Raw genomic sequence first — 22,989 nt, 5'->3', positions numbered from 1 at the left:
CTGGCGAGCCACGCAGTAACATGCGCGCCCGATGGCCTTATGGAAATAGGGGTCAGACCACGATTAGTGCACCAATGTATATTGGTGGTCTGACCCCTATTTCTCTACTAGTTAGAGGGCTGGGGCAGCGCTACGTTCAATACATCAATCGAACCTATCAACGAACGGGCACGTTGTGGGAAGGACGTTACCGCTCCTGTCTGGTTCAAAAAGATAACTATGTTTTAGCTTGCTATCGATATATCGAAATGAATCCGGTTAGAGCTGGCATGGTTGCTCATCCGGGCGACTATCGCTGGACCAGCTACAGGGCAAATGCACAGGGCGAGCCATCAAGCTTTTTAAGCCCACATGCGGTCTATAGAGAGTTAGGTAGCAGCACCGTGCAACGAGCCGAATCCTACCGGTCTTTATTCAAGGATCGGCTTTCACCTGAGTTGATAGAGCAAATTCGATCTTCTACAAACGGTAATTACGTTTTGGGCGATCACAAGTTTGCGGCCGAGATTGAGCAGGCATTAGGTAGACGAGTTTCTCAGGGGGGTGTCAGGGCGCCCAAAAAGTTTGATCTAAAAGAGTAGAAGAATAGTGGTCTGACCCCTATTTTCCTTATTTTCCTATTTTCTTCTGACCCCTATTTTCTTCCGTCGAATAGTTGCGGGAGAAAATAAAGGTAACTGGCGAAGCGCAAAAAAGGGGAGAGTCTCATTTAATAATTACTTGCCGATCAGGAGAAAATCCGGGCCAGACCACATTTTGTACAAAACCGCACACGGGATCGCAGTGATGGCACAATGCCTCATGTAACGCCATCCACTGCCGACACACTGGCGATGGCCAGACGCATCAGGAAAAGGTGAACCGGCCGTCGTCGGCGTTTTCGAAACCGCCCCACCGCTACCCACAAGGAAGATACGCATGATCAAGTTGTTCTGCAAAGCCGCTGTTGTTCTGTCCCTGGCCACGCTGTTTGGCTGTTCCTCGACGCCGTCGGTGGAGAAGATGCAGGCCGATGTGGCGAACTATTCGTTGCCTAAGGCTGCTGTCGCCGATAAAGGCTTGGTGTATGTGGTGCGTCCGAGCAACGTGGGGATGATGGTTCGCTTCAACGTGTTCCTGGATGACAAGGAAGCCGACTCGGAGATGGGTTACAACCGCGGTAACCAGTACATCTATTTTTTCGTGACACCGGGCAAGCACGTGATCAGCTCCAAGGCTGAAAACTGGGCGGACATGCCGATTGATGTCAAGGCGGGTCAGGTGGTTTACCTCAAGCAGGAAGTCGACATGGGCTTTGCCATCGCACGCAACAGCCTCAAAGTGCTGAGCGACCTCGAAGGCCGTTACCTGGTCAAGGATGCGTCGTTGGGCACCGTGGCAAAAGAAAGCAAGTGAGTTAAACCGTTGAAGCCTGCCGGGCTCCAGGTCCGGCAGGCCGTCATTTTTCACCCTGCGCAAACGTTCAAGGACTGATGTGAAAAACTTCCTCTTCATCCTCTTTACCACCCTTATCCTCGGCGGCTGCGTCAGCCACCCCCTTACGCCCGAACACCGCGCTCAGATCAAGACGGTCAAGGTGTTGCCGGTAAAGTGGGAGTCGCAACAGATGGTCTACATGGGCCGTGAGCAAGCCTGGGGCGCAGCATTGGGGGCCGGGCTTGGCGCGGGCGTTGGCATGGCCAGCGGTGCTTCCAGGTTGGGCACGGCGGCGTTGAGCGGCGCCGGGTTTGCAGGTGGCATGAAACTTGGGCAGTTGGCCGAGATGCCGACGCCGGTAGCGATCCTTACGGTGATGGACGCTGAAAAAATCGATTTGGGCGTGTTGCTCAAACAGGGCTTTATCGATGCGTTGGGCAAGACCTCAACCCTCAAAGTGGTGGGTGACGACGAACCCGCCGATGCGCAGATCCAACTGACAGTGGCCGAGTGGGGCTTTCGCCTGACCCAAGGGTTCAGCAGTGTGGTGTACCCCACCCTCAATGTGTTGGCGCAGATGAATCGCGGCGATGAAATGGTCTGGCGCACCAGCGAGGCAGTCACGCCGTTCAATGGCCAGAACGTCTACGGCTACACGCCGCTCACCTATCGCACCGACCCCGAGGCGTTGCGCCGCGCGCTCACGGGGATTACGCAGATCTCCAGTGGGTATTTGGTGAAAGAGCTCAAATAAGCCAGCGCGTGCGTTAATGCTGGGCTGCCCCTGTTTCCCGACTCCACGGACGCATCACATGAAAAAGGCAATGGTTCTACTGGCAATCACGGGCCTCGTCACCGGGTGTCAAGCTGCCAGGCCACCAAGCTCCTTTGAACAGAGTCTGGCCAACGTTCAGTGCATGCTGTCCGAGGGCGAGAAAAGCCCCACAGCCGATCAGGCTCAGTTCATTCGTCAAGCCAGCGATAACGGCAACGTGCGCTGTAAGACTGCGCTCGGTGGTTTGTACGAATCCGGTCGTGGCGGCCTGCCACAAGATTTTGTCAAGGCCAGATCGCTTTATGAGTCCGTCGCCGCCGTGGATGGCGTCGGTTACGAGAGGCTGGCGCGCATGGCCGAGGAGGGCCACGGGCAAGTGCGCAACGATGTGGAGGCGCGACGGCTTTATCAGTTGGCGCTGACCAACAGCGACGGCGATAAAAGCAAACTCGCCTTGGCCCGATTGATGGAAGAGGGGCGCGGTGGTCCGCAGGATTTGTTCGGGGCCATGATGTATTACGTGGAGGCCAGCCAGCATGCCGGCGATGTCGCGTGGAAAGGCCTTCAGCGCATTCGTGCGCAACGGCCGGTACTGACGCCTGAACAGGTACAGCGCTACAACGAGGCCTGGGGTGACACCAGTCGCAAGAGCCTCAATCGTACGGCACTGGACATCGAGATTGCCTTGAACAAGCAAATCAAACGCGGCAGCGCGAGCAAGCCGGTGACGCTGCAAGTGCAAGGCCTGTCGGGTTCGAATGTGCCGAAAATCCTATTGATCGAAAGCTCGGGCAACGCCGAGGTAGACCAGGCCGTGGTCACCGCATTCGGTCAATATCGCTTTCCTGCCGAGCCGCTATTGCAGGCAGGCCAGGACTCCTGGTCGTCCGAGCGGTCTCTCAAGGTCGGTTTGAAGTGAAGTGCTGGAGCCCTGATGCCATGGGCCGTTCACATTCAACGCAGACACAAACACCTTGAATCTGGAGCAACACCGTATGGATGCAAGCAACACCCCTGAACGCCCGACCGTCCTGGCCAGCATCGGTCGTCGCCTGGTTGCACGGGGCATCGACTGTGCCATCGCAGTACTGATCTTTTTCATCGTGAAGTTCAGCGCCGCTCGAGCTGTAAAACAGCTTGAGAACGCCTTTCAACTCCGTAAAATGCCGCCACTGTTCAAAACACGATACTTTTCAGGGACGAATTCATACATGCGCGTGTTTGCCGTATTTCTCGCGGCCTGCCTCATGGCGGGCTGTGCCTCCAAGCCGGATTACTACATCTCCCCGGCGCCGGTGACCATTCCCAAGACCGCTACTTACTGGCTCGACACCTTCGACGTCGAGGTGGTCGGCAAGAACGAACGCTTCCTGCCGGATGACAAAGTGCGCCAGCAACTCGGGGTTGATCTGGTCGACCGCCTGCTCAAGGCCAAGCGCTACGCCACCAGCAAGGACAAGGCCGATTACCTGCTGGATGTGAACGTCATCTATACCCGGCGCATACAAGACACCCAAGGCGGTTTCATGACGGCAATCGTCGATGACAAGACCATCCTCGCCAGTGTCGACTTCAACTACCAGGTCAAGGTCAAGAAAGCCGGCGCCGAGGTGCTGCATTTCTCTCAGGCTCGCCAAGGGTTGATGCCAGGCGGGTACAAGGGCGACTGGCAGAACATGAAAACGATGGCCGGGGTGCTGACCAACTCTGGCAACTCCAGCGTCGAGACCTTCTACACCGGTTTGTTGAGCCGATTCATCGTTGACGACCTGCGTGACATTCCGTCCCGCTAGCGTTAGCTGCCGTACCCGTTTTCCCACTTAGGAGCACCCTGTGAACACACTGTCCAAAATCCTGCTGTCCGGCCTCACCGCCGCAGCGCTGCTGATCGTGGCCGGTTGTGCCACGGAGAGCAACCGCGCGATGCCGGTGGAACAAGTCGCCAGCGCCAACGTCGCCTATTCCGGCGTGCGCGTGCCGATTGCCGTAGGCAAGTTCGACAACCGCTCCAGCTACATGCGCGGCATCTTCTCCGACGGCGTCGACCGCCTCGGCGGCCAGGCCAAGACCATCCTGATCACCCACCTGCAGCAGACCAACCGCTTCAGCGTGCTGGACCGCGACAACATGGGCGAAATCTCCCAGGAAGCCGCGATCAAAGGCACCGTGCAGAAGCTCAAGGGCGCTGACTACGTGGTGACCGGCGACGTGACCGAGTTTGGCCGCAAGGAAACCGGCGACCGCCAGCTGTTCGGCATTCTCGGCCGTGGCAAGACCCAAGTGGCCTACGCCAAAGTCGCGTTGAATATCGTCAACATCAGCACCTCCGAAGTGGTGTATTCCACCCAGGGCGCCGGTGAGTACGCGCTGTCCAACCGTGAAGTGGTCGGCTTCGGCGGCACCGCCAGCTACGACTCCACCCTCAATGGCAAGGTCCTCGACCTGGCCATGCGCGAAGCCATCAACCGCCTCGTCGACGGCATCAATGCCGGCGCCTGGAACCCGCGCAACTGATCAGCAGCACCTCAAGGAGCAGTACAAGGATGAGCAAGGCAGTCAAGTTGGCCCTGATGCTGACAGCAGTGGCGACGGTCGCCGGGTGCCAAACCGCGCCCCAGCCGTTGTATCAATGGGAAAGTTATCAGCCGCAGGTTTACGAATACTTCAAGGGTGAGCCAAAGGAGGCGCAGGTGGAGGCGCTGGAGCGCGATCTGCAGAAGATCAACGCGAGCGGCCGCAAGGCCCCGCCGGGTTACCACGCCCACCTGGGCATGCTGTACCTGAGCATGGGCAAGGATGACCAGATGGTGCAGGAGTTCCGCACCGAGAAGGCGCTGTTCCCTGAATCCGCCTCGTACATGGACTTTCTGCTGAAAAACGCCAAGACCGGAGTCGCCACTAAATGAGCCTGTTGAAACTTACGGGCGCCTTGCTGGCCCTGGCCCTGCTCGGCGGTTGCGCAGCCCCCAAGACCATTGATTACACGGCGTACAAGCAGGCACGACCGAAGTCGATCCTGGTACTGCCGCCGCTCAATGAGTCGCCGGAAGTGCAGGCGTCCTACAGCCTGGTCTCGCAAGTGACCTACCCGTTGGCGGAAGCCGGCTACTACGTGCTGCCGATTGCCCTGGTGGATGAAACCTTCCGCCAGAACGGCCTCACCACCGCCAACGACATCCAGGCCCTGCCACCGACCAAGCTGCATGACATCTTCGGCGCGGACGCCGCGCTGTACATCACCGTCACCGAGTACGGCACCAAGTACATGCTGATCTCCAGTGACACCGCTGTGACGGCTTCGGCCAAACTGGTGGACCTGCGTACCGGCACCACCCTGTGGACCGGCTCGGCGCGAGCGTCCAGCGAAGAGGGCAACAACAACAGCGGCGGCCTCGTCGGCATGCTGATCACGGCGGCGGTCAAGCAGGTGATCAACAGCTCCACCGATGCGGCGCACCCGATCGCCGGTATCACCAGTGCGCGCCTGCTGTCACCGGGGCAACGTGCGGGGATCCTGTACGGTCCGCGTAACCCCAAATACGGCACGGACTGATATCCGGATTCTGAGAGCACCACGGTCCAAATGTGGGAGGGGGCTTGCCCCCGATAGCGGTAGATCAGTCAGTCCATGTTTGACTGACCCACCCCATCGGGGGCAAGCCCCCTCCCACAGTTGGACTGTTATTTGAATCAGGGTTAACCCGAACATTCCACACCTCGCGTCTGACCTTGTGAACGGATCATTCATTCACGAGGTTCAGCCCATGTCCCACCCTCTGTTTTTCCTGCGTCCTGCCGCCCAAGGCTTTGCCGTTACCATGGTGGTGGCGTTGGCCGGTTGTGGGCTGTCCTCATCCCCTGAGTTGGCCAAGCCGGCCGAGCCCGTCGCCGAGCTGCAAAGCGCGTCACCCCAGGGTGCTTTGGTCAAACGCATGGCAATGCCTGCACCGATGCATATGCAGGAGTCAGCCGTGATGGACTACCGCAGCGAACCCCGTGAACAATACGCAAATCTGCCGGACAACCCGGTGCATCGCGTGGCCGAGACGCCGGTGTCCACCTTCAGCGTCGACGTCGATACCGGCAGCTACGCCAACGTCAGGCGTTTCCTCAACCAAGGCAGCCTACCGCCCGAAGGCGCCGTGCGACTGGAGGAGATGGTCAACTATTTCCCCTACCACTACGCGCTGCCCACCGACGGCTCACCTTTTGGCGTGACCACCGAAGTCGCTGCCACACCGTGGAACCCGCATACCCAGTTGCTGCGCATCGGCATCAAGGCGTCCGACCGTGCCGTGGCGCAATTGGCACCGGCCAACCTGGTGTTCCTGGTGGATGTGTCCGGCTCCATGGACCGCCGCGAAGGCTTGCCGCTGGTGAAAAGCACGCTGAAATTGCTGGTGGATCAGTTGCGTGAGCAGGACCGTGTTTCGCTGGTGGTCTACGCCGGTGAATCCCGTGTGGTGCTCAAGCCCACCTCCGGGCGCGACAAGGTCAAGATCCGCAACGCCATCGATCAACTCACCGCCGGTGGCTCCACGGCGGGCGCTTCCGGCATCGAACTGGCCTACCAGATGGCCCGCGAAGGCTTTATCGACAAGGGCATCAACCGCATCCTGCTGGCGACCGACGGTGACTTCAACGTGGGCATCAGTGATTTCGACAGCCTCAAACAGATGGCGGTAGAGCAGCGCAAAAGCGGCGTGTCCCTTACTACCCTGGGCTTCGGTGTGGATAACTACAACGAACACCTGATGGAACAACTGGCCGATGCCGGCGACGGCAATTACGCCTACATCGACAACCTGCGCGAAGCGCGCAAAGTGCTGGTGGACCAACTCAGCTCGACCCTGGCGGTGGTGGCGCGCGATGTGAAGTTGCAGGTGGAATTCAACCCGGCGCAGGTCAGTGAATATCGCCTGCTGGGCTATGAAAACCGCGCCTTGAAACGTGAGGATTTCAATAACGACAAAGTCGACGCCGGTGAAATTGGCGCAGGGCATACGGTCACGGCACTGTACGAAATTGTGCCGAAAGGCGAGAAGGGGTGGTTGGAACCTTTGCGCTATGCCACTGCGCCTGTGACCGGGGATCGATCCGCTGAACTGGCGATGCTGCGGGTGCGCTACAAACCTGCTGCGGGCGGTGCCAGCCAACTGATCGAAAGGCCCATCAGCCAAGAGCCCACCAAGGCCAGCGATGACCTGCGCTTTGCGGCGGCAGTGGCGGCCTTTGCCCAACAGCTCAAGGGTGATGGCCGCTACACTGGCAGCATGAGCCTGCAGGACACCGCTGCACTGGCCCGCTCGGCCCGAGGCGATGATCCGTTTGGCCTGCGCAATGAATTCGTGCAACTGGTGGAGTTGGCCCAAAGCCTCAAACCCTGATCACAGCCATGACAACAATCGAATGTGGGAGGGGGCTTGCCCCCGATGGCGGTGTATCAGCATCAAGTGTGCTACTGACCCACTGCTATCGGGGGCAAGCCCCCTCCCACAGTTAGACCAGCTTCGGCTGATAAAAAGGAGTTCGCCCCCTACATGGCTGTTCCAGATGATCTACCCAGCGACGAATCGCTGCTGGCCCGCTACCGCACCGGCGACAGTGCCGCGTTCGAAGCCTTGTACGCGCGGCACCGCCAGGGCCTGTACCGATTCCTTGTGTCCCTGAGCAACAAGACCGAACTGGCCGAGGAAATCTACCAGGAGACCTGGCTCAGCCTGATCCGCAGCGCCACCCAGCCACAAGGCCGGGCGAGCTTTCGCACCTGGCTGTTCCAGATCGCCCGCAACCGCCTGATCGACCACTGGCGCAAGCACGGCGTCCACAACCCCTTGCACGACAGCTACGACGAACAACTGCATGCCCAGGCCGACGACAGCGCCGGCCCCGAGCAGCAACTGAGCCTGAGCCGCGACCAGGCGCGCCTCGATGCCGCGCTGCAAGACCTGCCCGAAGACCAGCGCGAAGTCTTCCTGCTGCGCCTGCACGGCGACCTCGAAGTGCCGCAAATCGCCGCCCTCACCAACGCCCCGCTGGAAACCGTGAAAAGCCGCCTGCGTTACGCCCAGCAGAAACTGCGCCGCCTGCTGGCCGAGGAGATACCCGCATGATCGACTCCCGAAACACTCCCGATTCCGACGACGAATTGCTCCAGCACTATCGTCAACACAGCCCCGTCGAGCCGCCGGCGTCCCTCGACGCCTTCATCCTCAACGCAGCCCGCCGTGAAGCCTCGGCGCCGCAGCCGAACCTGTGGCAACGCTGGCTGCAAGCCTGCCAACGGCCGCGCTGGCAGATGGCATTCGCCACCGTTGCAGGGTTGGCCCTGATGATCGGCGTGGTGATGCGCTCGCCCGTGCCGCAACCCGACGTTTCCACCGCGACCTTCTCCGCGCTTCGCGACGAAGCACCGCGTCCCGCTGCACCCGCGATGTCCGCGCCTGCCCCCGTCGCCCGAATGGCCGCCGCGCCCCAGGCAGAGAGTGCGCAGGTCATGGGCTCGATGGCGGAGGAGTCCGGCGCCAAACTCAGCAAGCGTGCGCCGGTGGTGTTGCCTTCGTTAGAGGAGGGGTTGCAGAAGATTGTGCGCTTGCGTGAAGCCGGTGAAAGCAAAGCCGCGGATGAAGAACTGCTGGCATTGCATGCGCGTTTCCCTGACGAAGACCTGCCGGCGCGTTTGGAGGCGTTGCAAAAGCGTTGATCCACAAAGGCCGTGAGACGCGATGTCTCACGGTCTCATGGCCGCCGCTTGCGATCTGGCATCACGGATCTCATTTGAGCTCGATGCCGGCTACCCTCGGGTTTTCTTCGGACGCTCTATGAAAGGCGTGTCCAGGCGTTTTCGCGCAGCTGGCACTGGCCTTGCTCTGGCACTGGTAAACCGCCCGGCACGCCAGTGCCATCCGCTTCAAGGAGAAAAACGCCATGAGCCTCTCGAGCAATTCGCAACGCAGCATGCGTGCCGCTGTATGGCACGGCCGTAACGATATCCGCGTCGAAGATGTGCCGCTGCCCGTTTCGCCCCCTGCGGGTTGGGTGCAGATCCGAGTGCAATGGTGCGGCATTTGCGGGTCCGATCTGCACGAGTACGTGGCCGGTCCGGTGTTCATACCGGTTGATGCGCCGCACCCGCTGACCGGCATTAAGGGCCAGTGCATTCTCGGTCATGAGTTTTGTGGCGAAATCGTCGAGCTCGGTGCCGGGGTGCAGGGCTTCAGCGTGGGCGAGTCGGTGGCAGCCGATGCCTGCCAGCATTGCGGCACGTGCTACTACTGCACCCACGGGCTGTACAACATTTGCGAAAACCTGGCCTTCACCGGGCTGATGAACAACGGTGCCTTTGCCGAATGGGTCAACGTGCCCGCCAACCTGTTGTACAAGTTGCCGGCGAACTTTCCGGCAGAAGCCGGGGCACTGATCGAACCTCTGGCAGTAGGCATGCACGCGGTGAAAAAAGCCGGAAGCCTGCTGGGGCAAAACGTGGTGGTGGTCGGCGCGGGCACCATTGGCCTGTGCACCATCATGTGCGCCAAGGCCGCCGGTGCTGCTCAGGTGATCGCGCTGGAGATGTCCGGAGCACGCAAGGCCAAGGCGCTGGAAGTGGGAGCGACCCACGTGCTCGATCCCAATCAATGCGATGCCCTGGCCGAAGTCCGCCGCCTGACCGGCGGGCTCGGGGCGGATGTCAGTTTCGAATGCATCGGGAACAAACACACCGCCAAACTGGCCATCGACCTGATCCGCAAGGCCGGCAAGTGCGTACTGGTGGGCATCTTCGAGGAGCCCAGCGAATTCAACTTCTTCGAGTTGGTGGCCACGGAAAAACAGGTAATGGGCGCGCTGGCCTACAACGGAGAGTTCGCTGACGTGATCGCATTTATCGCGGACGGGCGGCTGGACATCACGCCACTGGTGACAGGGCGCATTCAGTTGGAGCAGATCGTGGGGCAGGGCTTCGAGGAACTGGTCAAAAACAAAGAACATAATGTGAAAATCATTGTGTCGCCTGCCCGGGTTTGAAGCGAAGGGCGGGCGATGCGGTCTTTGCCCCACGCCCACAAAAAAGCCCCAGGCCTTTCGACCTGGGGCTTTCTCATTGTATCTGGTGCACCCGGCGGGATTCGAACCCACGACCCCTGCCTTCGGAGGGCAGTACTCTATCCAGCTGAGCTACGGATGCTTGTGCGGGCGACATCATACCCATGTCGACCTTGGGCGTCCATGCTGGTCTTTGGGCGTTCAAGCGTAGGAATTCGCTGCATAAAGGCCCTAGGCCGGGCGCCACCCATCAGAAGGGCAGAATCCGGCCCAACGACGCTGATCAGAAAGATCGACTAAAAGCGCCGTTTTCGTTCTTTTTTTCGAACAGACTATTGCCCTGTACCCCCATTGATCCTAGGATTCGTTTGAGATTTCAAACGCTCTGTCTCCCGCGCGCTATTCACGCTATCCCGCGTGCTGGGGCTGATTTCCCTGACGGCAGCCCACAAGGCGCCTTTCAACAACTCTAATTCGCTCCGCGTGCGCGCGGTGCTGTTAAGGAAACCCGACATGCAGCTCAAAGATACCCAGTTGTTCCGCCAGCAAGCCTTTATCGATGGCGCTTGGGTCGATGCGGACAACGGTCAGACCATCAAGGTCAACAACCCGGCCACGGGCGAGATTCTTGGCACCGTGCCGAAGATGGGCGCCGCTGAAACCCGCCGCGCCATCGAAGCCGCCGACAAGGCCCTGCCGGCCTGGCGTGCACTGACCGCCAAGGAGCGCGCGAACAAGCTGCGCCGTTGGTTCGAACTGCTGATCGAAAACCAGGAAGACCTCGGTCGCCTGATGACCCTCGAGCAAGGCAAGCCACTGGCCGAAGCCAAGGGTGAAATCGTCTACGCCGCCTCCTTTATCGAGTGGTTCGCCGAAGAAGCCAAGCGCATCTACGGCGATGTGATCCCGGGCCACCAGCCGGACAAGCGCCTGATCGTGATCAAGCAGCCGATCGGCGTGACCGCCGCGATCACCCCGTGGAACTTCCCGGCCGCGATGATTACCCGTAAAGCCGGCCCGGCCCTGGCCGCCGGTTGCACCATGGTGATCAAGCCTGCTTCGCAAACCCCGTTCTCGGCCCTGGCCCTGGTTGAACTGGCGCACCGTGCCGGTATCCCGAAAGGCGTGTTGAGCGTGGTCACCGGCAGTGCCGGCGACATCGGCGGTGAGCTGACCAGCAACCCGATCGTGCGTAAATTGTCCTTCACCGGCTCGACCGAAATCGGTCGCCAGTTGATGGCCGAATGCGCCAAGGACATCAAGAAAGTTTCCCTGGAATTGGGCGGTAACGCCCCGTTCATCGTGTTCGACGACGCCGATCTGGATAAGGCCGTCGAAGGCGCGATCATCTCCAAGTACCGCAACAACGGCCAGACCTGCGTCTGCGCCAACCGCCTGTACATCCAGGACTCGGTGTACGACGCGTTCGCCGAGAAGCTGAAAGTGGCGGTGGCCAAATTGAAGATCGGCAACGGTCTGGAAGAAGGCACCACCACTGGCCCGCTGATCGACGAGAAAGCCGTGGCCAAGGTGCAGGAACACATCGCTGACGCCCTGAGCAAAGGCGCCAAGCTGCTGGCCGGTGGCAAAGTGATGGAAGGTAACTTCTTCGAGCCGACCATCCTGGTTGACGTGCCGAAAAACGCTGCTGTGGCGAAGGAAGAAACCTTCGGCCCACTGGCGCCGTTGTTCCGCTTCAAAGACGAAGCCGAAGTGATCGCGATGTCCAACGACACCGAGTTCGGCCTGGCGTCCTACTTCTATGCCCGCGACCTGGGCCGTGTGTTCCGTGTGGCTGAGGCGCTGGAGTACGGCATGGTCGGCGTCAATACCGGGTTGATCTCCAACGAAGTGGCGCCGTTCGGCGGCATCAAGGCCTCGGGCCTGGGCCGTGAAGGTTCCAAGTACGGGATCGAGGATTACCTGGAAATCAAATACCTCTGCCTGGGCATCTGACCCGGCAAGAGCTTGCAGCAAACGCAAAGGGCACGAGAGCGCTGACCCTTTGCGTGTTTCACCGCGTAATTCGTAGTGGCCGGGAAAGCTGTGGCAGTCGATCATCGCATGCTGCCGTAGTTGCCTCCCCGCCACGTATTCCTTGGACCACGCCACCCGATGAGTGGCGAATGAGGACTTTATGAGCAAGACCAACGCATCCCTGATGAAACGCCGCGAAGCCGCTGTACCGCGCGGTGTTGGCCAGATTCACCCGATCTTTGCCGAATCGGCGAAGAACGCCACCGTGACCGACGTTGAAGGTCGCGAGTTCATCGATTTCGCCGGCGGCATCGCCGTGCTGAACACCGGCCACGTGCACCCGAAGATCATCGCCGCTGTGACCGAGCAGCTGAACAAGCTGACTCACACCTGCTTCCAGGTATTGGCCTATGAGCCTTACGTGGAACTGTGCGAGAAAGTGAACGCCAAGGTCCCAGGCGATTTCGCCAAGAAAACCCTGCTGGTCACCACCGGTTCCGAAGCCGTGGAAAACGCCGTGAAAATCGCGCGTGCCGCCACCGGGCGTGCCGGCGTGATCGCCTTCACCGGCGCCTATCACGGCCGCACCATGATGACCCTGGGGCTCACCGGTAAAGTCGTGCCTTACTCGGCCGGCATGGGCCTGATGCCAGGCGGCGTGTTCCGCGCGCTGTTCCCGAACGAATTGCATGGTGTGAGCGACGACGACGCCATCGCCAGCATCGAACGCATCTTCAAGAACGATGCCGAGCCGCGTGATATCGCTGCCATCATCATCGAGCCGGTGCAGGGCGAAGGCGGTTTCTACGTCGCGCCGAAATCCTTCATGAAGCGCCTGCGCGAACTGTGCGACAAGCACGGCATCCTGCTGATCGCCGACGAAGTGCAAACCGGCGCCGGCCGTACCGGTACTTTCTTCGCCATGGAACAGATGGGCGTTGCCGCCGACCTGACCACCTTTGCCAAATCCATCGCCGGCGGCTTCCCGCTGGCCGGTGTGTGCGGCAAGGCCGAATACATGGACGCCATCGCGCCAGGCGGCCTGGGCGGCACCTACGCCGGTAGCCCGATCGCTTGCGCAGCTGCGCTGGCGGTGATGGAAGTGTTCGAAGAAGAGCACCTGCTGGACCGCTGCAAGGCAGTTGGCGAGCGTCTGGTGACCGGTCTCAAAGCCATCCAGGCCAAGTATCCGGTGATCGGCGAAGTACGTGCCCTGGGCGCGATGATCGCGGTCGAGCTGTTCGATGACGGCGACACCCACAAGCCAAATGCGGCGGCTGTTGCTTCCGTGGTGGCCAAGGCGCGTGACAAGGGTCTGATCCTGCTGAGCTGCGGCACCTACGGCAACGTGTTGCGCGTACTGGTCCCGCTGACTTCGCCGGACGAACAGTTGGACAAAGGCCTGGCGATCATCGAAGAGTGCTTCTCCGAGCTGTAAGAGAAAGTTGACCTGTTCGACAGAAAAAACCCGCTTCGGCGGGTTTTTTTACGCCCATTGCCGCACATTCAGGTCGTGTTCATTGTACGTAGGCGGCTCCATTGACTAAGGTTGCAAGCATTGCCGATGGAGCGTGCTGGATGACTGCTGTTGATTTACCCGCTGTACCCCGCGTGTTGATTGCCGAGGCGGACCCTTGGTCGCGGGACCTGCTCAAGCAAGTGCTGTTGAATGTGCGCTGCGATGCGCGGCTGGATGTGTGTGCGCACGGGCATCAAGCGGCGACCCTGCTGCGAGATAAGGCCTATGACCTGATCCTGGCCGATTGGGAGTTGCCCGGCATCGATGGCCTGAGCCTGCTGCGCAGTGTGCGCCATAAGCGCCGCTCGCCGCTTCTGCCGTTCATTCTGCTGAGCAGTCGCAATGACAGCGCCAGCGTGCGCGAAGCCTTGCCCCTGGCGCCCACGGCGTACCTGACCAAACCCTTGAACATGGAAGGCCTGACCCAGCGCCTGCAGGACCTGCTGCTCAACGAAGGCGAAACGGTGTACTGCGAGATCCCACCGCTGGCGCCCGGCATGACCTTGCCAGTGTTCCTCGAACGGCGCCGCGAAGTGTGCGATGGCGCGCCCTTGCGGGTCGATGTGAAAGCCGCCGTGCAACACAGCCTCGGGCCGGAAAGCCTTGACCTCAAGCATCTGGAAGACCAGGTGCGCATGGACCCGCAAATCACTGCCGTGCTCATCGCCGCTGCCAACAGTGCAGGCCATCACGGCGCACCGGTACAGACCCTGCCCGGCGCCCTGCACAAGCTGGTGCCGGGGCAAAGCATGAACCTGATCCTCGGGCTGGCGCTCAAGCACAACGTGGTACTGAGCGACCCGGCGCTGGTCGCCTACGCCGAGCGGCACTGGCAATTATCCCAGGACACCGCTGACTACGCCCTGCGCTTGGCCCGCATGCTGGAGCTGGATCACGAGCGCTGCTACAGCGCGGGTATCCTCCATCGGCTGGGCGACCTGGCGCTGTTACGCTGCCTGGAGGACTGGCGCCAGGGTGGCGGCGAGCTGGATGACGAAGCGATTGGCGAATCCCTCTACACCTTTGGCGCCGCCTACGGCTCGGCACTGCGCGCGCGTTGGCGTTTGCCGCTGGAGCTGCGCCATTTGATTGCGGCAATCTACTCGCTTGAGGGCGGTGTGTATGCGCGGGATGCGCTGGTGGTGAATCTGGCGGCGCAGATGGCGCGTTTGACTGAACATGAAGGTTTGGAAGAGCTGGCGGCGGGCAAGACGGCGCGATTGCTCAAGCTGGGCTTTTCGGAGCTGACTCGAGTACGCAAATCCTAATGTGGGAGGAGGCTTGCCTCCGATGGCAGTGTATCAGTCACCCATGTGCTGGCTGACTCCCTGCTATCGGGGGCAAGCCCCCTCCCACATTTGAGCAGTGTCGACTCCTAGCCCGCGATCACACGGTTCTTGCCCAGGCGCTTGGCCTCGTACATGGCCGCATCGGCACGGGCGAACAGACTGTCCAGGGTCGAGTCGCGCTCGGTGAGGCTGGCAAGGCCCTGGCTAATGGTCACGCTGAAAGCCTGGCCTTCGTAGCTGAAGCTCAGCTCCTGGATCTCCCGGCCCAGGCGCTCGGCCACCTGCAACGCCATCTCCGGCGCACAGCCAGGCAGTACGGCGGCGAACTCTTCGCCACCGATGCGTCCGAACAGGTCGCCACGACGCAGCACCCCTCGACCGCTCTCGGCGATACGCCGCAGTACCTGGTCGCCCTCCAGATGGCCGTAGCTGTCATTGATGTCCTTGAAGTCATCGATATCCAGCAGCAAAAAGGCCAGCTGGGCACCTTGTGCGCAGGCACTGTCGAAGGCCTGGTTGGCGCATTCGAAGAAGTGCCGGCGGTTGCTGCTCTGGGTCAGCACGTCGGTGGTGGCGAGGCGGTGCAGCTCCAGCTCCATCTGTTTCTTTTCGGTGATGTCTTCGGCCATGCCCACCACGATCAGTGGCTCGCCGGGCTCGACCTGCTGGTTGATGTAGCACTTGTCGCTCAACCAGCGAATCTGCCCGTCGGCGGTGATGATGCGGTACTCGCGGTCTTCCACGGCGCCCTGTTCCAGCACGCGGGCCAGGCTGTGTTCGGCGTAGTCGAGGTCTTCGGGGTGGATGCTGTTGCGCCACTCCCGGTGGTCGGCCAGCAGCAGGCCGGCAGAGCGCCCGAAGACGCGTTCGTAGGCGGGGCTCACATACAGCACGCGGCGGGTTTCCCAATCGATGGCCCACAGCACAGCATTCACGCTGACCAGCATTGAGCTCAGCAATTGCTCACGTTCGCTCAGTCGCTCGACTTCGCCCTGGGCATGCACCAGCGCCAGCAGGGTCGCCGCCGCCGCTGGGCGGGGATGCTCAGCTGCAGGCGCGTCGATTAAGGAGGACTTTTCGTGAACCATCGGCACAACTCTCTCTGGGCGCGCCGCAAACAGGAGCAGCGGTCACTACAAGGGGCCACCATGATGGCGAAGTGTTCATTGAGAGAGGCGAATTGCAGTGAAGTTCCGTCAACAGGACCGATTGCCGGTGCCCGGTAAATGACGCCAAAAAGCCGATAGGTGGGAGGGCAAGCCCTCCCACCGCAGCATCAGACTGCCGCAGGACGCAGCGAATAAGTCTTCAATTGGTGCGCAAAATCCCGCAGGGACTGGATGCCGCTGGCCTCGGCTTCATGCACCCATTCCTTGATGGCCGCCAGCATATCGTGGCCATTGGAGCTGGTCTTGAGCCAGATCTGCTGCAGCGCCAGGCGCTTTTCGTAGATCACTTTCAGTGCATGGCTGTGTTCAAGCATGCTCTGGATGCGCACGTGATGGCGGTCATCCAGCAAGCTGGTTTCCCGCGACAGCAGGCGCTTGGCGCGGTGGAATTGATGGCGCACCGAGTGATCGACCTTTTCCAGCTCCTGCTTGACCAGCGGGCCGATCACCAACTTGCGGTACTGGGCCATGATCTGGAAACGATTGTTGAGGATCGCCATGGCGGTATCCATGTCCAGGTGGCCCTTGCCTTCCACGCGGTGTGCGATGGGGGCGACACGCTGCACCTTGGCCAGGCGCAGGAAGCTGAACACCTTGATCCACGCCCAGCCCAGGTCGAACTCCCACTTCTTCACCGACAGTTTGGCGGAGTTGGGGTAGGTATGGTGATTGTTATGCAGCTCCTCGCCGCCGACGATGATGCCCCACGGCACCAGGTTGGTGGCCGCGTCACGGCATTCGAAGTTGCGATAGCCCACGGCATGCCCCAGGCCGTTGATCACGCCGGCGGCCCAGAAGGGAATCCACATCATCTGGATCGCCCAGATGGTGATGCCGATGGTGCCGAACAGCAGCAGGTCGATCCCCCCCATGATCGCCACGCCCAGCAGCGGGTAGGGGGTGTAGAGCCTGCGTTCGATCCAGTCGTCCGGGCAGTTCTTGCCGTAGATACGCAGGGTCTCTGGGTTTTCGGCCTCGGCGCGGTACAGCTCGGCGCCTTTGCGCAACACGGTGGACAGGCCCTTGATGACCGGGCTGTGCGGGTCGTCGACGGTTTCGCATTTGGCGTGGTGCTTGCGGTGGATGGCAGTCCACTCGCGGGTGTTCTGCGCCGTGGTCAGCCACAGCCAGAAGCGGAAGAAATGTTTCAGGCCGGCATTGAGCTCCAGGGAGCGATGGGCTGAATAACGGTGCAGATAGACCGTGACCCCAACAATGGTCACGTGGGTCATCAACAGCGTGACTGCCACCAGTTGCCAGGCTGACAGGTCAAGAAAACCGTTGTACCACATAGGCTGTATGGCCCTCAGATAAAGAAAAGAACAGCTCACGCATTATCACTAAGCCTACAGAGAAAACCAGCCGCCCTTTCAGATAGGAGTGACTGGATGTTTCTTATTCTATAATCCGCAGCCTTTGTAGGGCGATTCTGTTTTTTTGGTAAGGATTACTGAACATATGCCGTTTTCATACCGAGGTGCCCTGCGTGTGGGGCTGGTATACCTGCTGGTTTCCATTGCGTGGCTCCAGCTCAGCAACCACTTATTGATCAGCTTTCTCGATGAACCGTGGGAGTTGGGACGCTGGCTGCAAGTGCGTGGCTATGTGTGGGTGGCCTTCAGCGCCTTGGCGATTTACCTGATGTGCGCCCGATTTGCGCGTGCCAGCCAGCTTCAGCAACCGTTGAAGGAAAACCGCGAACGCCTGCGCCAGGCCGCCGCCGTGTTCGACTGCACCCGCGAAGGCGTGCTGGTCACCGACGCGCAGGGGCTGATCGTGCATGTGAACCGGGCCTTCATGGCGATCACCGGCTACAGCCGCGAAGACGTCATGGGCCAGCAGCCCAGCCTGTTCAAGTCCGGGCGCCATTCGTCGCATTTCTACCAGCAGATGTTCCAGAGCCTGGAGCGCACCGGCGAATGGAGCGGTGAAATCTGGAACCGGCGCAAAAGCGGCGAAATTTACCCCCAGTGGCAAACCATTCGTGTGATCCACGATGACCAGGGCCACGTCAGCCATTACGTCGCGGTGTTTTCCGATATCAGCGCCATCAAGGACTCCGAGCACGAGTTGGCTCACCTCGCCCATCACGACCCGCTGACCGACCTGCCCAACCGCCTGCTGTTCACCGACCGTGCCGAACAGGCGCTGGCTTCGGCACAAATCCACAAGCGTGGTTGCGCCTTGCTGTTGCTGGACCTGGACCACTTCAAGATCATCAATGACAGCCTGGGCCATAACATTGGCGACCAGTTGCTCAAGCTGGTCGGCGAACGGCTCAAGGCGCTGTTCGGCCCAGGCGTGACCCTGGCGCGGCTGGGTGGAGATGAGTTCGCCGTGCTGGTGGAAAGTTGTTCACAGGTGGCGCAAGCGGCCAGTTTGGCGCAACGCATGCTGGATGCGATGAAGCAACCGTTCATCTTCGACGGCCATCAGCTGTTTATCAGCGCCAGCATTGGCATCAGCCTGTTCCCCAACGACGCGCTGAGCGCCGAACAGCTGTTGCGCAACGCCGATTCCGCGCTGTTCAAGGCCAAGAGTGCCGGCCGCGAAAGCTATGCCTTGTACACCGAAGAACTGACCGCCCATGCGCAGAACCGGGTGGAGATCGCCAGTGAGCTGCGCCGTGCCCTTGAACAGCAGGAGCTGTGCGTCTACTACCAGCCGGTGCACGACCTGCAGGGCAGCCGCCTGATCGGCGTCGAAGCGCTGGTGCGTTGGCAGCACCCGGAGCGCGGTCTGGTGCCGCCGGGCGAGTTCATCCCGATTGCCGAGCGCACCGGGTTGATTGCCGATATCGACGCCTGGGTCATGGACCAGGCCTGTCGGCAGATGTGCCAATGGCTGGCCGATGAGGTGCCGCTGAGTTTTATCGCCATCAACGTCTCCAGCCGCCTGTTTGCCCGGCGCGAGTTGTACGAGCAGGTCGCACAGGTGCTGCACGACACGGGTCTGGATCCCGCCTGCCTGGAACTGGAAGTCACCGAAAGCGCGGTGATGGATGACCCTGAAATGGCCCTGGAACAACTGCATCGCCTGCGCGAGCTGGGTTTGCGCCTGGCAATCGATGATTTTGGGACCGGTTATTCCTCGCTGTTGCGCCTCAAGCGCCTGCCGGTGCAGAAGCTCAAGATCGATCAGGGCTTCGTTGCCGGTTTGCCGTGGGACGAGGACGATGCAGCGATCGTGCGCGTGGTAATCGCCCTGGCGAAAAGCATGGGCATGCAAGTGCATGCAGAGGGAATCGAGCAGGTTGAACAGGCGCGGTTTCTGCTGGATCAGCAGTGCGATATGGGGCAGGGGTATTGGTTTGGCCGGCCGGTGCCGGCCCACGAAATTGATTGGCACCGAGCCCCCCCAATCCTGACCTGAAATGCAGTCAAAAGGTGGGAGCGGGCTTGCCCGCGAATGCGGTGCATCAGTTAACACATTTTTAGCTGACACACCGCTTTCGCGGGCAAGCCCGCTCCCACATTTGGATCTTCTCTAGGCTTTATTTACGTACTTGGGCACCAAACCCGCACGCAACCCCGCGTCCCACCAGAAAATTCTTTCTGGTTATATAAACATTCTTAAATAGTATTTTTAAGAATATCCGCGCTTATCTACTATCGCCCTCACGCCGCAAGCAGTGCCGCCACTGCCAGGCACTATTCATTTCAGGAGCGAGACCATGAGCGCATCTCTACGTAGCGTCGACGGCCAGGACGAAGCAGCCATTTTGCGTGAGATCCAGAGCGCCTTGCGCGATCTGCGGTTTGGCGCGGTGGAAATCACCGTGCACAACGCCCAAGTGGTACAGATTGAACGCAAGGAAAAATTCCGCCTGCAGAACCCGGGTAACAAACCGAGCTGAGCAAGAACGGCGATAGACCCGCAACTATAAAAAAAGCCAACACCCAAAGAATTTCAGGAGCTTCTATGTCGTCGATTCGCCGTTACGCCCTGGCCGCCCTGGCCAGCGCCGTGTTTGCAGGTTCAGCGGTTGCCAAGGACTACGAGTTGCTCAACGTCTCGTACGACCCTACTCGTGAGCTGTACCAGGACTACAACGCTGAGTTCACCAACTACTGGAAACAGGCCCACCCGGGTGACAACGTCAAGATCCAGCAATCCCACGGTGGTTCGGGCAAGCAGGGCCGTGCCGTGATCGATGGCCTGCGCGCCGACGTGGTCACCCTGGCGCTGGCCGGTGATATCGACGAAATCGCCAAGCTGGGCAAGACCCTCCCGGAAAACTGGCAAACCCGCCTGCCGGACGCCAGCACCCCGTACACCTCGACCATCGTGTTCCTGGTGCGCAAGGGCAACCCAAAAGGCATCAAGGATTGGGGCGACCTGATCAAGAAAGACGTGTCCGTGATCACCCCGAACCCGAAAACCTCCGGCGGCGCCCGTTGGAACTTCCTCGCCGCCTGGGCCTATGGCCTCAAGGCCGGCGGCAGCGAAGCCAAGGCCCAGGAATACGTGAAGGAGCTGTTCAAGCACGTGCCGGTGCTGGACACCGGTGCTCGCGGCTCGACCATCACCTTCGTCAACAACGGTCAGGGTGACGTGTTGCTGGCCTGGGAAAACGAGGCGTTCCTGGCACTGAAGGAAGACGGTGGCGCCGACAAGTTCGACATCGTCGTGCCGTCCCTGTCCATCCTCGCCGAACCACCGGTTGCCGTGGTCGACAAGAACGCCGAGAAAAAGGGCAACACCGAAATCGCCACTGAATACCTGAAACACCTGTACAGCCCGGCCGGCCAGGAGATTGCGGCGAAGAACTTCTACCGCCCACGCGATGCAAAAGTGGCCGCCAAATACGCCCAGCAATTCCCGAAACTGGACCTGGTGACTATCGACAAAGACTTCGGCGGCTGGAAAACTGCCCAACCGAAATTCTTTAACGACGGTGGCGTGTTCGACCAGATCTACACGGCGCAGTAAGCCAAAATACCTGTAGGGGCTCGCTTTTCTGTGGGAGCTGGCTTGCCTGCGATAGCATCACTGCGGTGTGACTGATACACCGTGGTGCCTGCATCGCGGGCAAGCCCGGCTCCCACAGAAAAGCGCGCTCCTACAGTGGTTTCTACCCTTTGACCAAGGACTCTTATGTCGCGTCGTATCTCCCCCGTCATACCCGGCTTCGGGCTGACGCTGGGCTACACCGTGGTGTACCTCAGCCTGATCGTACTCATCCCCCTGGCGGCGATGTTTGTACACGCCGCTCAACTCACCTGGGATCAGTTCTGGAACATCATCTCCGCACCGCGTGTGCTGGCGGCGTTGCAACTGAGCTTCAGCACCGCGCTGTACGCAGCGTTGATCAATGGCGTGATCGGCACGCTGCTGGCCTGGGTGCTGGTGCGCTACACCTTCCCCGGCCGCAAGGTCATCGATGCGATGATCGACTTGCCGTTCGCGTTGCCCACCGCTGTTGCCGGCATCGCACTGACCGCGCTGTACACGCCTAACGGCCTGGTCGGCCAGTTCGCCGCCGACCTGGGCTTCAAGATCGCCTACACCCCGCTGGGTATCACCCTGGCGCTGACCTTCGTCACCCTGCCGTTCGTGGTGCGCACGGTACAGCCGGTGTTGGCCGATATCCCCCGGGAAGTCGAAGAAGCCGCCGCCTGCCTGGGCGCCAAGCCGTTGCAGGTGTTCCGTCACATCCTGGTGCCGGCGCTCCTGCCCGCCTGGTTGACCGGTTTCGCGTTGGCGTTTGCCCGTGGTGTCGGTGAGTACGGTTCGGTGATTTTCATTGCCGGCAACATGCCGATGAAAACCGAGATCCTGCCGTTGCTGATCATGGTCAAGCTCGACCAGTACGACTACCGCGGCGCCACATCCATTGGCGTATTGATGCTGGTGGTTTCCTTTGTCCTGCTGCTGCTGATCAACCTGTTGCAGCGGCGCATCGAACGTCCATAAGGAGGCGCGGAACATGTCCCAATCGTCTATTTCCGCCGCGTCCTCGGCCAATGCTGCCCGCCGTGGCAGCGCCGCGTCGCGACGCATCCTGATCGGCCTTGGCTGGCTGGTGTTCGCCCTGTTCCTGTTGTTGCCGCTGTTTATCGTGGTGACCCAGGGCCTGAAGAACGGCCTCGGCGCGTTCTTCACCGCGATCCTCGAACCGGACGCGCTGTCGGCGCTGAAACTCACGGTGATCGCCGTGGTGATCTCGGTGCCGCTCAACCTGGTGTTCGGCGTCAGCGCCGCGTGGTGCGTGAGCAAGTACTCGTTCCGTGGCAAGAGCATCCTGGTGACGCTGATCGACCTGCCGTTCTCGGTATCGCCGGTGATCGCCGGCCTGGTCTATGTGTTGATGTTCGGCGCCCAGGGCTTCTTTGGCCCGTGGTTGCAGGACCACGACATCCAGATCGTGTTCGCCTTGCCCGGCATCGTGCTGGCGACCATCTTCGTCACCGTGCCTTTCGTGGCCCGTGAACTGATCCCGCTGATGCAGGAGCAGGGCACCCAGGAAGAAGAGGCCGCGCGCCTGCTCGGTGCCAATGGCTGGCAGATGTTCTGGCATGTGACCGTGCCGAATATCAAATGGGGCCTGATCTACGGCGTGGTGCTGTGTACCGCACGGGCCATGGGGGAGTTCGGCGCGGTGTCGGTGGTGTCCGGCCACATTCGCGGCGTGACCAACACCCTGCCGCTGCACGTCGAGATTCTCTACAACGAATACAACCACGTTGCCGCGTTTGCGGTGGCGAGTCTGCTGCTGATCCTGGCGCTCTTCATCCTGCTGCTCAAGCAGTGGAGCGAGAACCGTATTAACCGCCTGCGCGCCGGTGCGGCTGAGGAATAAGT

At 60.6% G+C, this 22,989-nt stretch carries 22 protein-coding genes and 1 tRNA gene; 20 read left to right on the top strand and 3 right to left on the bottom strand.

Annotation, left to right across the window (positions count from 1 at the left end):
• The first annotated feature begins 74 nt into the window (after positions 1-74).
• The 12 genes from BM110_RS29360 to BM110_RS13800 all read left to right on the top strand — a co-directional run bounded on the left by BM110_RS29360 (position 75) and on the right by BM110_RS13800 (position 10,213).
• Complete coding sequence (locus BM110_RS29360; RefSeq protein WP_139212871.1) at positions 75-581, top strand: transposase; 507 nt, start codon at positions 75-77, stop codon at positions 579-581.
• A 421-nt stretch (positions 582-1,002) separates the two neighbouring features.
• Positions 1,003-1,395: a DUF2846 domain-containing protein gene (locus tag BM110_RS13850; protein ID WP_170856112.1), complete on the top strand. Its 393-nt coding sequence runs from the start codon at positions 1,003-1,005 to the stop codon at positions 1,393-1,395.
• Between the two features lie 79 nt (positions 1,396-1,474).
• Positions 1,475-2,170, top strand: coding sequence for a hypothetical protein (locus BM110_RS13845; RefSeq protein ID WP_071489754.1), 696 nt, complete (start codon positions 1,475-1,477; stop codon positions 2,168-2,170).
• A 163-nt stretch (positions 2,171-2,333) separates the two neighbouring features.
• Positions 2,334-3,110 (top strand): tetratricopeptide repeat protein, encoded by a 777-nt coding sequence (locus BM110_RS13840; protein WP_093513605.1) that lies wholly within the window; start codon positions 2,334-2,336, stop codon positions 3,108-3,110.
• 292 nt (positions 3,111-3,402) lie between these two features.
• Entirely contained in the window at positions 3,403-3,984 is a 582-nt protein-coding gene (locus BM110_RS13835) for a hypothetical protein (protein ID WP_093513616.1), read from the top strand.
• A 40-nt stretch (positions 3,985-4,024) separates the two neighbouring features.
• The gene (locus BM110_RS13830; RefSeq protein WP_093513604.1) at positions 4,025-4,705 is read left to right on the top strand and encodes a CsgG/HfaB family protein; all 681 of its coding nucleotides are present in this window, start codon (positions 4,025-4,027) and stop codon (positions 4,703-4,705) included.
• Positions 4,706-4,734: 29 nt separating this feature from the next.
• Positions 4,735-5,097 (top strand): DUF4810 domain-containing protein, encoded by a 363-nt coding sequence (locus BM110_RS13825; RefSeq protein WP_025855472.1) that lies wholly within the window; start codon positions 4,735-4,737, stop codon positions 5,095-5,097.
• Positions 5,094-5,744: a DUF799 domain-containing protein gene (locus tag BM110_RS13820; protein WP_058426354.1), complete on the top strand. Its 651-nt coding sequence runs from the start codon at positions 5,094-5,096 to the stop codon at positions 5,742-5,744. Before BM110_RS13825 ends, BM110_RS13820 begins: the two co-directional genes overlap by 4 nt.
• 211 nt (positions 5,745-5,955) lie before the next feature.
• On the top strand, positions 5,956-7,578 hold the full coding sequence (locus BM110_RS13815; protein WP_071489757.1) for a vWA domain-containing protein: 1,623 nt from the start codon (positions 5,956-5,958) through the stop codon (positions 7,576-7,578).
• Positions 7,579-7,731: 153 nt separating this feature from the next.
• Positions 7,732-8,304, top strand: a complete 573-nt coding sequence (locus BM110_RS13810; RefSeq protein WP_071489758.1) for an RNA polymerase sigma factor — start codon at positions 7,732-7,734, stop codon at positions 8,302-8,304.
• The gene (locus tag BM110_RS13805; RefSeq protein ID WP_093513603.1) at positions 8,301-8,894 is read left to right on the top strand and encodes a hypothetical protein; all 594 of its coding nucleotides are present in this window, start codon (positions 8,301-8,303) and stop codon (positions 8,892-8,894) included. The genes BM110_RS13810 and BM110_RS13805 overlap by 4 nt, the downstream gene beginning before the upstream one ends.
• A gap of 254 nt (positions 8,895-9,148) precedes the next feature.
• Positions 9,149-10,213 (top strand): 2,3-butanediol dehydrogenase, encoded by a 1,065-nt coding sequence (locus BM110_RS13800; RefSeq protein ID WP_231999541.1) that lies wholly within the window; start codon positions 9,149-9,151, stop codon positions 10,211-10,213.
• Between the two features lie 83 nt (positions 10,214-10,296).
• Here BM110_RS13800 and BM110_RS13795 read toward each other — a convergent pair.
• Positions 10,297-10,373, bottom strand: a tRNA-Arg gene (locus BM110_RS13795).
• A 371-nt stretch (positions 10,374-10,744) separates the two neighbouring features.
• On the opposite strand from BM110_RS13795, the gene gabD reads away from it, so the two are divergent.
• The 3 genes from gabD to BM110_RS13780 all read left to right on the top strand — a co-directional run bounded on the left by gabD (position 10,745) and on the right by BM110_RS13780 (position 14,995).
• Positions 10,745-12,187, top strand: coding sequence for an NADP-dependent succinate-semialdehyde dehydrogenase (gene gabD, locus BM110_RS13790; protein ID WP_092248696.1), 1,443 nt, complete (start codon positions 10,745-10,747; stop codon positions 12,185-12,187).
• 181 nt (positions 12,188-12,368) lie between these two features.
• A complete protein-coding gene (gene gabT / locus BM110_RS13785; protein ID WP_092248693.1) occupies positions 12,369-13,646 on the top strand; it encodes a 4-aminobutyrate--2-oxoglutarate transaminase in 1,278 nt (425 codons plus the stop codon).
• A 140-nt stretch (positions 13,647-13,786) separates the two neighbouring features.
• The gene (locus tag BM110_RS13780; protein ID WP_093513602.1) at positions 13,787-14,995 is read left to right on the top strand and encodes an HDOD domain-containing protein; all 1,209 of its coding nucleotides are present in this window, start codon (positions 13,787-13,789) and stop codon (positions 14,993-14,995) included.
• Between the two features lie 107 nt (positions 14,996-15,102).
• Here the strand turns inward: BM110_RS13780 and BM110_RS13775 are convergent, their stop codons facing one another.
• Both BM110_RS13775 and desA read right to left on the bottom strand, forming a co-directional pair.
• On the bottom strand, positions 15,103-16,104 hold the full coding sequence (locus BM110_RS13775; RefSeq protein ID WP_093513601.1) for a sensor domain-containing diguanylate cyclase: 1,002 nt from the start codon (positions 16,102-16,104) through the stop codon (positions 15,103-15,105).
• Between the two features lie 188 nt (positions 16,105-16,292).
• On the bottom strand, positions 16,293-17,477 hold the full coding sequence (desA, locus tag BM110_RS13770; protein ID WP_093513600.1) for a delta-9 fatty acid desaturase DesA: 1,185 nt from the start codon (positions 17,475-17,477) through the stop codon (positions 16,293-16,295).
• A 166-nt stretch (positions 17,478-17,643) separates the two neighbouring features.
• On the opposite strand from desA, the gene dibA reads away from it, so the two are divergent.
• The 5 genes from dibA (at position 17,644) to cysW (ending at position 22,987) form a co-directional block, all read left to right on the top strand.
• Entirely contained in the window at positions 17,644-19,557 is a 1,914-nt protein-coding gene (gene dibA / locus BM110_RS13765) for a phosphodiesterase DibA (RefSeq protein WP_093513599.1), read from the top strand.
• Positions 19,558-19,858: 301 nt separating this feature from the next.
• Positions 19,859-20,041: a sulfur starvation response protein OscA gene (oscA, locus tag BM110_RS13760; RefSeq protein WP_003170956.1), complete on the top strand. Its 183-nt coding sequence runs from the start codon at positions 19,859-19,861 to the stop codon at positions 20,039-20,041.
• A gap of 65 nt (positions 20,042-20,106) precedes the next feature.
• Complete coding sequence (locus tag BM110_RS13755; RefSeq protein WP_071489766.1) at positions 20,107-21,117, top strand: sulfate ABC transporter substrate-binding protein; 1,011 nt, start codon at positions 20,107-20,109, stop codon at positions 21,115-21,117.
• 165 nt (positions 21,118-21,282) lie between these two features.
• The gene (gene cysT / locus BM110_RS13750) at positions 21,283-22,101 is read left to right on the top strand and encodes a sulfate ABC transporter permease subunit CysT (RefSeq protein WP_016975029.1); all 819 of its coding nucleotides are present in this window, start codon (positions 21,283-21,285) and stop codon (positions 22,099-22,101) included.
• A gap of 13 nt (positions 22,102-22,114) precedes the next feature.
• On the top strand, positions 22,115-22,987 hold the full coding sequence (gene cysW, locus BM110_RS13745; protein ID WP_010214166.1) for a sulfate ABC transporter permease subunit CysW: 873 nt from the start codon (positions 22,115-22,117) through the stop codon (positions 22,985-22,987).
• Positions 22,988-22,989 lie beyond the last annotated feature (2 nt).

Source organism: Pseudomonas sp. NFPP28, from assembly GCF_900115535.1.
GTDB classification, from domain to species: domain Bacteria; phylum Pseudomonadota; class Gammaproteobacteria; order Pseudomonadales; family Pseudomonadaceae; genus Aquipseudomonas; species Aquipseudomonas extremorientalis.
This window is presented reverse-complemented; position numbering and strand designations above follow the sequence as displayed.

Bases quoted from the DNA above. Each gene is read 5' to 3' on its own strand.
- BM110_RS13815 (WP_071489757.1), top strand. From the start codon at position 5,956: ATGTCCCACCCTCTGTTTTTCCTGCGTCCTGCCGCCCAAGGCTTTGCC.
- BM110_RS13850 (WP_170856112.1), top strand. From the start codon at position 1,003: ATGCAGGCCGATGTGGCGAACTATTCGTTGCCTAAGGCTGCTGTCGCC.
- cysT (WP_016975029.1), top strand. From the start codon at position 21,283: ATGTCGCGTCGTATCTCCCCCGTCATACCCGGCTTCGGGCTGACGCTG.
- BM110_RS29360 (WP_139212871.1), top strand. From the start codon at position 75: ATGTATATTGGTGGTCTGACCCCTATTTCTCTACTAGTTAGAGGGCTG.
- BM110_RS13825 (WP_025855472.1), top strand. From the start codon at position 4,735: ATGAGCAAGGCAGTCAAGTTGGCCCTGATGCTGACAGCAGTGGCGACG.
- BM110_RS13755 (WP_071489766.1), top strand. From the start codon at position 20,107: ATGTCGTCGATTCGCCGTTACGCCCTGGCCGCCCTGGCCAGCGCCGTG.
- gabT (WP_092248693.1), top strand. From the start codon at position 12,369: ATGAGCAAGACCAACGCATCCCTGATGAAACGCCGCGAAGCCGCTGTA.
- gabD (WP_092248696.1), top strand. From the start codon at position 10,745: ATGCAGCTCAAAGATACCCAGTTGTTCCGCCAGCAAGCCTTTATCGAT.
- BM110_RS13805 (WP_093513603.1), top strand. From the start codon at position 8,301: ATGATCGACTCCCGAAACACTCCCGATTCCGACGACGAATTGCTCCAG.
- BM110_RS13820 (WP_058426354.1), top strand. From the start codon at position 5,094: ATGAGCCTGTTGAAACTTACGGGCGCCTTGCTGGCCCTGGCCCTGCTC.
- BM110_RS13835 (WP_093513616.1), top strand. From the start codon at position 3,403: ATGCGCGTGTTTGCCGTATTTCTCGCGGCCTGCCTCATGGCGGGCTGT.
- oscA (WP_003170956.1), top strand. From the start codon at position 19,859: ATGAGCGCATCTCTACGTAGCGTCGACGGCCAGGACGAAGCAGCCATT.
- BM110_RS13840 (WP_093513605.1), top strand. From the start codon at position 2,334: ATGCTGTCCGAGGGCGAGAAAAGCCCCACAGCCGATCAGGCTCAGTTC.
- BM110_RS13810 (WP_071489758.1), top strand. From the start codon at position 7,732: ATGGCTGTTCCAGATGATCTACCCAGCGACGAATCGCTGCTGGCCCGC.
- dibA (WP_093513599.1), top strand. From the start codon at position 17,644: ATGCCGTTTTCATACCGAGGTGCCCTGCGTGTGGGGCTGGTATACCTG.
- BM110_RS13780 (WP_093513602.1), top strand. From the start codon at position 13,787: ATGACTGCTGTTGATTTACCCGCTGTACCCCGCGTGTTGATTGCCGAG.
- cysW (WP_010214166.1), top strand. From the start codon at position 22,115: ATGTCCCAATCGTCTATTTCCGCCGCGTCCTCGGCCAATGCTGCCCGC.
- BM110_RS13775 (WP_093513601.1), bottom strand. From the start codon at position 16,104: ATGGTTCACGAAAAGTCCTCCTTAATCGACGCGCCTGCAGCTGAGCAT.
- BM110_RS13800 (WP_231999541.1), top strand. From the start codon at position 9,149: ATGCGTGCCGCTGTATGGCACGGCCGTAACGATATCCGCGTCGAAGAT.
- desA (WP_093513600.1), bottom strand. From the start codon at position 17,477: ATGTGGTACAACGGTTTTCTTGACCTGTCAGCCTGGCAACTGGTGGCA.